Genomic DNA, 12,582 nt, shown 5'->3' on the forward strand with positions numbered 1-12,582 from the left:
GAAGGTGGCCGAGCGTTCGATCTCGTTGCGCACCTCGGTCAGGGTCCGGCCGGATTCCAGCACGAAGATCGGCGCGATCGCCTCGGCCCGTTCACGCACCAAGGCCGCCGCCCGGCGCATCAAAGCCGCGCGCGCCGAGGGCAGCGTCTTGCGCCAGACCTCAAACCCGCGCGCCGAAGACTGCAAAGCCGCCTCCAGATCCGCCGCACTCGCCCGCGGCACGGTGCCCAGAATGGCCTCCGTCGAGGGATTTTCCACATTGGCCAGCACTGGACGGTCGTAAATCCACTCCCCATCAATCAAAAGACCAATGCGCGGATAGGGCGTCAGGGAAAGGTCGGTCATCGCGGGAGACTTTCTTCGGTTCCAGGAAAGAGGGGCTATTCGAGGGTTCGGCTAAAGCCCGTCCAGGTATGACAGCACTTCAACCTCGGCGATCTCGGCGGCGCGGGCGCGCTGGCCCCAGGTTTGCGCCCCAATGTGGGGGGTCAAGACGACATTTGGCAGAGCGGCCAATCGGGCCGGCACCTGCGGCTCGGTCTCCAGAACATCCAGGGCCGCACCGGCAATGGTCTTCTGCTCCAGTGCTGCGATCAATGCGGCGGTGTCCACAAGACTGCCACGGCCGACATTGACCAGCCGGCCCTTCGGCCCCAAAGCGGCCAGAACCGGCGCGTCGATGACATGGTGCAAATCATCCGAGCCCGGCACCGCCAGCACAAGAACATCGCTCGCCGCTGCGAGCTCGGCCCAGCTGCCGTACAAGACCGCCCCCGTGCTCCGATTGGAGGCGCGGTCCAATCCGGCGATCTTCATGCGCGACACCGTCGCCCGTGCGGCAATGGCCTGGCCGATGCGACCGCTTAACCCCGCGATGCCCATCGTAATGCCGACAAGACTTTCGCCCAGATCAAACCGCATGGTCTCCCAAGCGCCGTTGCGCACGAAAGCATCGGCCTGCACCAGCCGCCGAAACAGCATCTGCGTCAGAACCATAGCCAGATCGGCGACATCATCGGTCTGGGTCTCTCCGATCGAGCGCAGCTTGATGCCGCGCGCGGCCAGAGCGCCGAGGTCGAGTTTATCCTGACCGACGCCTTGCGAAACCACGAAGCCAAGGTTTGGCAGCCGATCCAGCATGGCCGCAGTGCAGCCACGCGACGCGCTCGTCATCAACACGCGGATTCGCCGGCGCTCGGCCTCTGTCAGCGCGAGGATGGCATCGACAGAGTCCACGATCCGCAGGATGCCGTGGCCCTGCAGTTTGGGGTAGGACATGCCCGCGAGGGCGGGAAAACCGAGTACCGTCTGCATCTGATTGGCTCCCGTATCCTTCCATGATCCTGTCGCGAACCTAGAGGCCAGGATCATGATCCGCAACGCAGCCACCCGCCTGTGGCTCTTCGGGCTAGAATGTTTTGTTATAGGGGGCTCCCCTCGTCAGCCGCAGCGTCCGATGGGGAGATGGAGCAAAGCGGCGGGTGCGGTATGAAGGCTCAACGCCTCGCCCTCTTCACAGGATAGCCTTGCCATGATCGATAGCCGCGACATCGTCCATCACTTCGCCGACCATGCGGCTGGCCTCAGCTTCGACGACCTTTCGGACGAGGCGCGCGAGGCGGCGAAGAAAAGCATTCTGGACACGTTGGGGGTGATCCTCGCTGCAAGTGGCATGGAACCTGCTGTGCGCGGTGTCATCGACATGGTGCGCGAAGCTGGAGGGACGCCGCAAGCCACGCTTCTGGCCTTTGGGGGCAAGGCCCCGGCGATCATGGCGGCGCTGGCCAATGGAGCGCTGGCCCATTGCCTTGATTATGACGACCAGACACCCTGGGGGCAGCATTGTGCCAGCTCGATCATTCCCGCGGTTTTTGCCTTGGCCGAGCGGCGCGGCGGCGTGACGGGACGTGAGTTCATCACGGCTGTGGCTGTGGGTCAGGACATCTTCGCCCGACTGCGCTGCAACGTGGCCTGGAAGAAGGACTGGAACCTTTCGACCGTGCTGGCCGTCTTTGCGGCGACGGCGGCGGCGGGACGAGTGGCGGGGCTTTCAGCGGCGCAAATCGGGCATGCCATCGGCATCGCCTCGATGCAGTCCAGCGGCATCATGGAGATGGTCGCCGGACGCGGCAGTGATCTGCGTGGCATGTATGCTGGCTTTTCCGCCAAGGGCGCGGTGCTGGCGGTGCTGATGGCCGAAAAGGGCATCTCCGGCATCGACCGGATGTTTGAAGGCAAATACGGCTTCTTTGCCACCTATTTCGGCGAAGGCTATGAACGGCAGGCCATGTTGGCGGGCCTTGGCACGGATCTTCTGGGCAGCGGCACGCTTTACAAACGCTGGCCCTGCGTCGGGACGGCACATAGCCATATGAAAGCGGCCATCGACATCGTGACCGAGAACGCTTTGAGCGTCGATGACATCGCCGAGATCAAGCTGCATGTCGGCGACTACCACGACCTGATGTGCCAGCCTTTGGCGGAGCGCCGGACACCTGCCACCCTCGCGGATGCCAAGTTCAGCCTGCCTTTCCTGGTCGCAGTGGCAACCGTCCGGCGCGGCATGAGCGTTGCGGATTTTTCAAGCGCGGGTCTGCACGACCCCGAGATCCTCGCCGCCGGGCGCAAGATCAGCCTTGTCTCCGATCCCAGCCTGGATTGGAAACTGGAGCTGCCACCCGGTCGGGTGGAGATTGTAGCCAAGGATGGCCGGCGCTGGCTGGTAGAGGGTAAAGCCGTGCCGGGCAATTCCGACAACCCGATGAGCTGGGACGATATCTGCGCCAAGTTCCGCGAATGTGCCGCAGTTTGCGTTACGCCGCTGCCCGCCGACAAGGCGGCACTGGCCAAGACCTTGGCCCAAAGCCTGGAAACCCTCGAGGATGCAACGGTCTTGATCCGAAGCCTGGCCTGAAAACACTCTGGGCGGGATGGAGGCTTCCATCCCGCCCAAAATCTCGGCCATCGCAAATGGCAACCCTGGGTCAAATGCCGGCGGTCTGCGCGCCATCTGCCACCAAGGCGTGACCGGTGATAAACCCGCCCGACTCCGAGCACAGGAACAGAACGGTCGCGGCGATTTCCTCGGGGCGGCCCATGCGACCGACGGGTTCCTGCTTGATGATCCGGGCGCGCCCCTCTTCGGTGCCCCCGGTGTAGCGGGCGATCATCGGGGTGTCGATGATCCCGGGGCAGAGAGCGTTGACCCTGATTCCCTGGTCGGCATATTCCAAGGCCGCGACTTTTGAGGCGACCGTGACGCCGAATTTCGACGCGCAATAGCCCGACTGGTTGCGGATCGCTATAACCCCTGCCCCCGACGAGGTGTTGACGATAGCGCCGCCGCCGTTCTTCAGCATCAGGGGAATCTGATGCTTCATGCAGAGAAAGACGCTTTTGAGGTTCACGCTCAGCACGCGGTCCAGCATCTCTTCGGTCAGGTCCACAATGGAGGCGCCGGGCTGTTCGATCCCGGCATTGTTGAAGGCCGCATCCAGGCGCCCAAAGGCCGCAACCGTCTGATCCAGCGCGGATTTGATATCGGCCGACTTGGTCACATCACACCGCACCGACAGCACCTTGGCATCCAAGGCCGTCAACTGGTCTGCGGTCTCTGCCAGACCAGCGGCGGAAATGTCGGCGATCGTCACACTTGCGCCGGCTGCGGCAAAGGCCAGGGCGGTTGCGCGTCCGATGCCACTGCCAGCGCCCGTCACGAATGCGACTTTTCCCGTGAAATCGAAGGTTGGAGCTTGGCTCATATTGCAGTCCTCAAGGTTGGATGCCCGGAGCCATTGGCCCCGGGCGGGGTGTTTGTCACTGTGTCTTGGACTTGCGAGCCTTGCCGCCTACCGTATAGATCCCGGCCGCGACGACAACGACGATGCCCTCGACCAGACCTTGCCAGTTGGCACCCAGGTTCAGGATATTGAACCCGTTGGTCAGCGAGTAGAGCAACAGCGCCCCCGCCAGCGTCTTGATCACGCTGCCGGCCCCGCCGAAGAGCGAGGTTCCGCCCAGAATGGCCGCGGCAATGACCGTCAACTCGGCCCCCTGCAGACCTGCCGGGTTGATCGACCGCAGGCGGCTGGCGAACAGAACGCCGGAAAAGCCCGCCGCACCGCTGCACAGCACGAATGCCATCAGCTTGTAGCGCATCACGTTGATGCCCGAGAGGCGCGCCGCCTCGGCATTGCCGCCCGCAGCATAAAGCCTGCGGCCCACCATGGTGAAGTTCAGGACGAACCAGACGATCGCCGTGAAGATCCCCATGTAGATGACCGGATTGCGCAGGGTCACTTCGCCGCCAGAGGCCACGGCCACGGTCAGCAGAGCAAGCCCGCCGACAACCATCCCCGGCGCAGTGGCGCGCAGTGGCTTTTTGGCACTGCGGGACCTGATCGCATCAACCACCCCGAGCGCGACCAGCAGCATGCCCACCGCAATGACCAACCAGTAGCCATTGATCTTGCCGGTTTCGAAGGCTTTCATCGTTGCAATGACGCCCGGATCGGACACTGCGATGGACCGCCCGCCGGAATAGATCAGCACCAACCCGCGCACCGCCGTCATGGTTCCAAGCGTGACGATAAAGGCGTTGATGCCAACATACTGCACGATCACGCCGTTCAGCAGCCCCATCCCCATGGCCACAACCATGGCCAAGGCGGCAGCGGGCCAGAACCCCAGCGCATCGGCGTTGCCGATCAGTACGGCAGCAGCGAGAGCCGCTACCGATGCGACGGAAAGGTCAAAGTTGCCGCTGATCAGGATAACCGTCATCGCAACGGCCATGATGCCAATCAGCGAGGATTGATAGATCACATTGGTCAGGTTCGTGACGCTCAGGTAGTTTGACTGGCCGGTATAGGTGGTGATTGCCGCCAAAACTCCGATCAGCAGCATCAACGCGTAGTAGACACCCATTTCGCGCAGGCCAAACACCCGCCGCCACTCGGTTTTCGATGTCGCGGGTGGGCGCTGGTCTTGGGTCAGTGCTGGTATTTCCATAGCCGTGGTCATGTCAGTTTCCCGCTTGCGAAGGGTGGTCAGTGTCATGGATCGCGCAGTCTTCGACGGCGTTCTTGCCGCCGGCGAGCAGAAGCAATTCATGTTCGGATGTCTCAAAGGCAGCGCGCTCGGCGATACATCGGCCATCGCGCATCACCAGAATGCGATCGGCCACCGCCAGGAGCTCTTCAAACTCGGAGGAGACGATGATCACCGATTTGCCCGCGTCGGCAAGTTTGCGGATCAGGCGCAGGATGTCCGTCTTGGCCCCGATATCGATGCCCGCCGTGGGCTCGTCGAGCAAGAACAGCTTCACATCAGAGAACATCCATTTGGCGATCGTCACCTTCTGGGCATTCCCGCCGCTGAGCTCGCTGACAAGAATGTCAGGTGAGCTGGCTTTGATCCCCAGCATCCTGATGGCGTCCCAACCGCGAGCGCGCTCGCGCTCAGGTCTGGGCAGCATTCCCAAGGCAGAGACGCCTTGCAGGGCGGTCAAGGTTGTGTTCCGCCAAATCTCGAAATCGGGCACCAGCCCCTGGCCCATCCGGTCTTCGGGCACCAGCCCGATCCCCGCATCGACCGCAGCCCCCGTGGTGCGACCGACCGGCTTTCCGTCCAGGATGACAGCACCGGTGGCGTGCTTGTCGGACCCGAAAATGGCGTGAAGAAGCTCGCTGCGCCCCGATCCCAACAGGCCGGCCACACCGATCACCTCGCCAGGCGCCAGGCGCAGCGAGATCGGCTGAAGCCTGCCCGGAGAGGCGAGGTCGCGCAACTCAAGACGCAAAGGCGCGTCTTTTGGCGAGTGGGCGTTTGGGGCGCGCCGTCCGGCCGCGCGTTCAAGCGCCACGATCTGCTTGCCCACTATGGCCTCGGCCAATTGGTTTTCATCCAGATCGCAGGTGTTGGCGCGCAAGACGGCCTGACCATCGCGCAGAACTGTGACCTGATCGGTCAAGGCCATCACTTCATCCAGGAAGTGCGACACAAACAGGATCGCCTTGTTCTCACCCTTGGATAACTTGCGCACCGTAGCATAGACCAATTCGCGTTCATCGGTCGCCAGCGAGGCGGTCGGCTCGTCCATGACAATCAGGTCCGCCCCGGTGCCGAGGGCCTGCAGGATCGACACCATCTGCCGCTCGCCAATCGAGAGATCGGCGACAAGAGCATCCGGATCAGGCCAATAATTGACCCTCTGGCACAGGGCCTCAAACTGCCTTCGGATCGCCGCCGAACGCCGCCAATGGCCGCCGCCGCCCAGAAATACGTTCTCCAGCACGGAAAGTGTGGAAACCAGCGGGATATGTTGGTGGATGGTCGCGACACCCATGTCATTGGCCGCCTTGGGGCTGGTCCAACTGACCGGCAGGCCACGCCAGATGATCTGGCCGCCCGAGGCCGGAAAGGCCCCGGACAGGATCTTGATCAATGTGGACTTGCCGGCGCCATTCGCGCCAAGCAGCCCGTGAACTTTGCCCTGCGCGATTTCCAGGTCGACACCGCGCAGAGCAACCGTGGCGTTGCCGAACGTCTTTGCGACGGATCGCAGAATCATGATTGGGCTTTGCTGATCCATCGCTTCAACGCTCCTCCTTGTTTCAGATCAGATGGGATTTACAGATCACCACTGCTCGGGGCAGGCGTCGATCGTTTCCTTGGTGATCTGCGGCATGTCATAGGTCACATAACGGGCCTTGGGCGTTTCAGGCTTGGTCACAGCCTCGTACATGGCCTGAAACATTAAGGCGCCCAAGAGCTTGGGGCGGGTGCAGACAGAGCCGTACATTTCGCCAGCCAGAATGGCGTCGTGGCCAAGCTTGGAGCCGCCGCCCGTCGCAATCAAAGGCACCTTGGCGCTGACTGCGTCAATTGCACGAGCGCAACCGATCGCCATGTCGTCGGCCTGGCTGAAGATCAGGTCCAGATCAGTATGGGCCGTCAGGAAGTTCTGACAGACCGACTCGCCCTGTTCCGGGGTCCAGTTGGTGGGCTGTTCGGCCACAATTTCATACTTGGCTCCAGCCTTGTCCAGCGCAGCCTTGAAACCATCGGTGTCGAGCTTGACGACAGCATAGGCCGGATCGCCCTGAACGATCGCGATCTTGGCGGTGCGGTCTTTCGGCAGCAAGCCGACAGCCATTTCGCCAGACGCATAACCGGCCTTGAAATTGTCGGTGGCCACGAAGGCGGACAGGCCGGGATAGGGATCGTTAACTGCGCGCTTATTGGGATCACCGACCTGAGCGGCGATGGCCACTGCAGGCATGCCGGCGGCGTTGATCTTGTCCACAAAGGATTCCGCCACAACCGAATCCAGCGGCAGGAAGCCGATGGCATTGACCTTCTGAGTGATCAAATCGTCGATCGAGTTGCCTTGCTTTTCCACGCTGCCTCGCGGGTCAAGCACGACGGTCTTCACACCCGCCTTGTCCGCCGCCTCTTTGAAGCCTTCGGCCGTCGAGACGTTGTAGGGGTACTCTAGGCTCGCCGGCACATAGCCGAAGACGAGGTCCTCGGCCTGAGCGGCACCGGCAAGCAAGAATGCTGCGGCCATAAGCGTGGTGGAACAGGCAAAAACTTTGGCGACGCTTTTTTTGATGGGGCTGGCGCCCATGAACGTGATGTACATTTTCTTCTCCCTTTGACTTGCGCGTGTGATCGTTACTGGCTGGCCACTAAACTGCCCGCCAGGCATGCCCTTTCGTGCGGGGCCTAATGCTCCGCCTCGTTCTCTAAAGTTCTCCGGCCTTGCAGCTATTAACCGATGGATCTTTGCCGCCCTTCGGCACAAAGATGCGTCTTGGCAGATACCGCCCCGCTCGTGCTGAACATATCCGCCGTGATCTCTCTCCCGTCGCTGGGCTAACATGACAACTTCGGTTCACATAGAGGTCTGCCGCACCCACCACCTCGTGGTTATAATAAAATTCTATATGGTAATTTGCGCAACGCACGCGGCATCGGACGTCGATTGCGGCCAACCGACAAGATCCTGAAGGAAGCTACGGGCATTTTCTGAAAACTAACCTGTTGATAAATAGGCATACTTATGAGGTTTGGCATATTGTCTTATGCCGCACCCATTATAATTTTTTTCTATACCATAGGCCGCCGAGAACACGCCTCAAACGGAACCGGGATTGCGACACAGCACGCAATATGCGCGCAACTCAGGTACTTCACATTGCAACGCCCCAGACCGAAGAGCCGGTCTGGCTAGACGAAAGCAAGGAATAGAAGCACATGACGAAGCCCTCGCTCTATGCCCCCCTCGCCATTCGCGATTATCGCATGCTCTGGATTGGCGGGCTGGTTTCCAATTTAGGGACCATGGTGCAATCCGTCGGGGCCGGGTGGCTTATGGCAACGATTTCCACCTCGAACGACATGGTCGCCTTGGTGCAATCCGCGACGACGCTACCGGTCATGTTGTTCTCCATCGCGGCAGGCGCCCTTGCTGACAGCTATGAGCGGCAGCGCGTCCTGATGGTCGCGCAGCTTTTGATGATGGCCACCGCGACCGTGCTGGCATGGGTCGCCTTCAATGGCGAGATCACGCCCTGGCTGCTCTTGGCCTTCACCTTCCTGATGGGATGCGGAACGGCGTTGCACACACCGTCCTGGCAGGCCTCCGTGGGCGATGTGGTCCCCCGTGAGGATATTTCGGCGGCCGTAACGCTCAACAGCATGGGTCTGAACCTGACGCGCAGCGTTGGGCCAGCCTTGGGCGGTCTGATTGTCGCCACGGCGGGGGCGGCAGCGGCTTTTGCCTTCAATGCCTTGAGTTTTCTGCCAATGATCCACGCCCTGGTGCGCTGGAAACCGAAATCCAAGGAAAACGCGCTGCCCCGCGAGGATTTCCGCCGTGCCATGTCCTCTGGCCTGAGCTATGTCGCCATGTCGCCCAACCTTTTGTCGGTGATTGCGCGGGGGGCGGTGTTTGGGCTTGTGGCCATCTCGATCCTTGCCCTGCTGCCGGTGGTCGCGCGCGACCTCGTTCATGGCGGAGCCGCCGTCTACGGCTTGTTGCTGGGTGCCTTCGGGATCGGAGCCGTTGGCGGCGGGCTATCCAATTCGCGGATGCGGCGTCTGTTTAGCAACGAAGCGATCGTGCGCGGGGCTTTCATCGGGGTGGGCGCCAGCGCCGTACTCATAGCCCTCAGCCGCGACGTCTGGCTGACATGCCTGTTCCTTTTGCCGGCGGGGGCAAGCTGGGTGCTGGCGCTTTCCCTTTTCAACGTCGCGGTGCAGTTGTCAACTCCGCGCTGGGTTGTGGGGCGGACATTGTCGATCTACCAGACGGCCTCTTTCGGGGGGATGACGGCGGGCGGCTGGCTTTGGGGAGCCTTGGCTGAGGTTTATGGCGCTTCGACCGCGCTGCTGGTTTCCGGGGCCGCTGCCCTGTCGGGTGTGCTGATCGGCTTTCGCTATGCCTTGCCGGGTCTGGCGTCGCTCAATCTGGACCCGTTGAACCAGTTCAAGGAACCGTCTCTGCTGCTTGATCTGCAACCGCGTAGTGGCCCCATCTTGATCACGGTCGAATATGCAATCGAACAGGACAATGTCCAGAAATTCCTCGATGCCATGGCAGAACGGCGGCGTATCCGCATCCGCGACGGGGCGCGCCAATGGTCGCTGTTGCGCGATCTTGAAAACCCCAGCCTGTGGAAGGAAGCCTATCACTTTCCGACCTGGGTCGAATATGTGCGGCACAATCAACGCCGCACGCAAGCGGATGCCGAGATTTCAGAGAGGCTGCTTGCGCTGAACGCCGGCGGAAAGCGGGTCGTCGTTCAGCGAATGATCGAACGCGATACCGTCCCGCCACGGGACGATATCGCGATCAAACCGCACTTGCACCTGCCCTAGGCCACCGATGCGCACTGGCCCGGCTTACGCCATCGGCAACTGGTGGGCCTCGTCTTCAAACCCGTAGACGGATTTGACCTCGAGATATTCCTCCAGCCCGAAGACCCCCATTGAGCGCCCGATGCCGGATTGCTTGTAGCCGCCCATCGGCGTGAAAGAGTTTGTGTTGGCCCCGTTGAAGGAAATCCGGCCCGCCCGCAAACGGCTTGCAAAGTCATAGCCCCGGTTGCGGTTCTCGCTGAACACATAGCCTCCCAGGCCAAAGATCGAGTCATTGGCAATCTGCAGGGCCTCTTCTTCAGTCTTGTAGGGAATTACCGACAGAACCGGACCAAAGATCTCCTCCCGGGCAATCGTCATCTCTGGGCGGACATCGACAAAGACCGTCGGTTTGACAAAAAAACCTCGGTTCAGGCCATCCGGTCGCCCGAGCCCCCCTGCGACAAGTCGCGCGCCCTCGGTGATGCCAGACTGGATATGAGCCTGAATGCTGTCGAACTGGGCCTCATGGACCACCGGACCCAAGGTCGTCTTTGGGTCCAGCGGATTGCCGATCTGGTAAGAGTTCACCTCGTCCACCAGATAGGGAATCACCGTTTCGACCTGGCTTTCATGCACCAGCATCCGGCTTGGCGCATGGCAGGATTGGCCCGAGTTGCTGAAGCAACGCTGGATGTTCCAGCGCGCCGCCTTTTCCAAATCAGCATCCTGCAGCACGACATTGGCTGATTTGCCACCCAACTCAAGACAGACCCGTTTCACTGTTCGGGCAGCGGCCTCGCCGACCTTGATGCCAGCCCCGGTCGACCCGGTGAAAGAGATCATGTCAACATCGGGATGGTTCGACAGCGCCTCACCCACCACCCGGCCCTTCCCGACCACAAGGTTGAAAACGCCTGGCGGCACGCCTGCTGCCTCCATCACCTCGGCCAGAAGGATACCGCTGAGCGGGGAGGCGTCGGACGGTTTCAGCACCATTGTACAGCCCGCAGCGATCGCATAGATCGCCTTGATGACCGAGGTCTGGATCGGCCAATTCCACGGCGAGATCAGGGCGCAGACGCCGATAGGCTCGCGGCGGATGATCGTATCGGCAAGCTGGGTTTCAAAGGCATAGGTCTTCAGCAGATCGCGCGCCACTTTCATATGGCCGGCCGGGCCGCTCACTTGGGCGCGAAAGCTGACGGGGATCCCGACCTCTTGGGCGATCAACTGGGAAAACGCCTCTGAGCGCGCTTCATAGGCGGCAATGATCCGGTCGAGCAGGGCAATGCGCTCCCCCACGAAGGTGGTTGAAAACGTCACAAAGGCCCGTTTTGCGGCAGAAACGGCCAGATTGACCTCTTCTACACCGCCGCCCGAGGCGATGGTTGCGTAAGCGTCTTCCGTGGTGGGATCAATCAAGGAGCGCTGACCAGCGGCCTCGGGTGCAACCCATTTGCCATCAATGTAGAACTGACCGAAGTGTTTCACGTCTTGTCCCTCCCCTTTTGGTTTGCTGGACGGCTTGTGTAATGTCACAGGGGCGAACCTTGGCAAACACGCCGCATCGCCGCGCCGCAGATCGCTATAACAGTTACCTATAGGCAGGCGCTGCGTCGATGCAGACCGCTTTGCATCTGGCGGAAAGATCAATTGCACCGCCCCATGCTTGACGCAGCCGGTCATCCGCTTTTTCACATCGGCCCGAAATCGCCCGGGCCAATCCCAAGTTCCGATGGGGGAGCGCCACCGGACCTTGGGGGCTTCACAGCGCTACGGACGCCGCCCGTGGCTACTGTTAGAAGGTCAGCCGAAGCTGTTGCTCAGCGTCCCGATGCCAGAGATCGTGACCTCGACCCGATCCCCGGCTTTCAGGAAGCGCGGCGGGTTAAAACCGATGCCGACACCCGCCGGTGTCCCAGTCGAGATGACATCGCCGGGTTCCAGTGCCAGCCCCGCCGAAATCGTCGCAATCAGGCTCGGAATGCTGAAGATGAGGTCGCTGGTATTGGCATTCTGCCGAAGCTCACCGTTCACCCGGCACGCGATGTCAAGGGCGTCCCCCTTGATCTCATCCACCGAAACGGCCCAGGGCCCCATCGGGCAGAAGGTGTCCAGCGCCTTGCCCATGAACCATTGTTTGTGATCCTTCTGCCGATCTCGGGCTGTCACGTCATTGATGATCGTATAGCCCCAGACATGACCCCAGGCGTCGGACTCGGCGATATTGCGCCCGGGCTTGCCGATGATGACGGCTAGTTCGGCCTCGTAGTCCACCGCATTGGTGACGCCGGGGTGCATGTCAACCACAGCATCCGGTCCGATGACAGAACTTGGCGGTTTGGTGAAGATTGCCGGATAATCGTCGACGGGTTTGTCTTTGCTTGCCCCGGCCTCAAAACCGCTTTGCGAGAATTCTTTGGCATGTTCGCGGTAGTTCTTGCCAACGCAAAAGATGTTGCGCTGCGGCACGATGGGAGCCAGCAGGGTGAGCCCAGCAAGGGGACGCGGGGCTCCGGGTTCCACGGCTGCGCCTTCGATCAGCTGCTGCAACCGGGTGATTTCAGCAGGCAAGGGCCGGACCGTTCCGGCTGTGTCATCAACGAGGCAGAGACGCGGAGCGCCGTTCAGGACTACGCGGGCAATTTTCATGGAGCCACCTTTCTTAAAGGTTAGAGAAGACCGCCGCCCTCGCGGGCGGCAGAAGGGTTCAGA

10 protein-coding genes are annotated in these 12,582 nt (G+C 61.4%); 2 read left to right on the plus strand and 8 right to left on the minus strand.

Features of this window, described 5'->3' with window-relative positions; translation table 11 throughout:
- A partial coding sequence (locus tag AC1DZT_RS18995) for an aldehyde dehydrogenase family protein (protein ID WP_478008219.1) occupies window positions 1-345 on the minus strand: 345 nt, incomplete at its 3' end.
- Between the two features lie 51 nt (window positions 346-396).
- Complete coding sequence (locus tag AC1DZT_RS19000) at window positions 397-1,314, minus strand: NAD(P)-dependent oxidoreductase (protein WP_478008220.1); 918 nt, start codon at window positions 1,312-1,314, stop codon at window positions 397-399.
- Window positions 1,315-1,531: 217 nt separating this feature from the next.
- On the opposite strand from AC1DZT_RS19000, the gene AC1DZT_RS19005 reads away from it, so the two are divergent.
- Window positions 1,532-2,914, plus strand: a complete 1,383-nt coding sequence (locus AC1DZT_RS19005) for an MmgE/PrpD family protein (RefSeq protein WP_478008221.1) — start codon at window positions 1,532-1,534, stop codon at window positions 2,912-2,914.
- 70 nt (window positions 2,915-2,984) lie between these two features.
- On the opposite strand, the gene AC1DZT_RS19010 is transcribed toward AC1DZT_RS19005, so the two are convergent.
- Genes AC1DZT_RS19010 through AC1DZT_RS19025 form a run of 4 tightly spaced genes read right to left on the minus strand, consistent with a single transcriptional unit; the run spans window position 2,985 to window position 7,645 of the window.
- Window positions 2,985-3,761, minus strand: coding sequence for a glucose 1-dehydrogenase (locus tag AC1DZT_RS19010; RefSeq protein ID WP_478008222.1), 777 nt, complete (start codon window positions 3,759-3,761; stop codon window positions 2,985-2,987).
- Between the two features lie 55 nt (window positions 3,762-3,816).
- Window positions 3,817-5,058, minus strand: a complete 1,242-nt coding sequence (locus AC1DZT_RS19015) for an ABC transporter permease subunit (protein ID WP_478008223.1) — start codon at window positions 5,056-5,058, stop codon at window positions 3,817-3,819.
- On the minus strand, window positions 5,024-6,592 hold the full coding sequence (locus AC1DZT_RS19020) for a sugar ABC transporter ATP-binding protein (RefSeq protein WP_478008224.1): 1,569 nt from the start codon (window positions 6,590-6,592) through the stop codon (window positions 5,024-5,026). Before AC1DZT_RS19020 ends, AC1DZT_RS19015 begins: the two co-directional genes overlap by 35 nt.
- A 45-nt stretch (window positions 6,593-6,637) precedes the next feature.
- Window positions 6,638-7,645, minus strand: coding sequence for a sugar ABC transporter substrate-binding protein (locus AC1DZT_RS19025; RefSeq protein ID WP_478008225.1), 1,008 nt, complete (start codon window positions 7,643-7,645; stop codon window positions 6,638-6,640).
- 614 nt (window positions 7,646-8,259) lie between these two features.
- Here AC1DZT_RS19025 and AC1DZT_RS19030 point away from each other — a divergent pair.
- On the plus strand, window positions 8,260-9,885 hold the full coding sequence (locus AC1DZT_RS19030; protein WP_478008226.1) for an MFS transporter: 1,626 nt from the start codon (window positions 8,260-8,262) through the stop codon (window positions 9,883-9,885).
- Between the two features lie 24 nt (window positions 9,886-9,909).
- Here the strand turns inward: AC1DZT_RS19030 and AC1DZT_RS19035 are convergent, their stop codons facing one another.
- The gene (locus AC1DZT_RS19035) at window positions 9,910-11,553 is read right to left on the minus strand and encodes an aldehyde dehydrogenase family protein (RefSeq protein WP_478008227.1); all 1,644 of its coding nucleotides are present in this window, start codon (window positions 11,551-11,553) and stop codon (window positions 9,910-9,912) included.
- 120 nt (window positions 11,554-11,673) lie between these two features.
- Window positions 11,674-12,519, minus strand: coding sequence for a fumarylacetoacetate hydrolase family protein (locus AC1DZT_RS19040; RefSeq protein WP_478008228.1), 846 nt, complete (start codon window positions 12,517-12,519; stop codon window positions 11,674-11,676).
- Window positions 12,520-12,582: the final 63 nt, after the last annotated feature.

It is taken from the genome of Rhodobacter sp. P1_C2, from assembly GCF_056406375.1.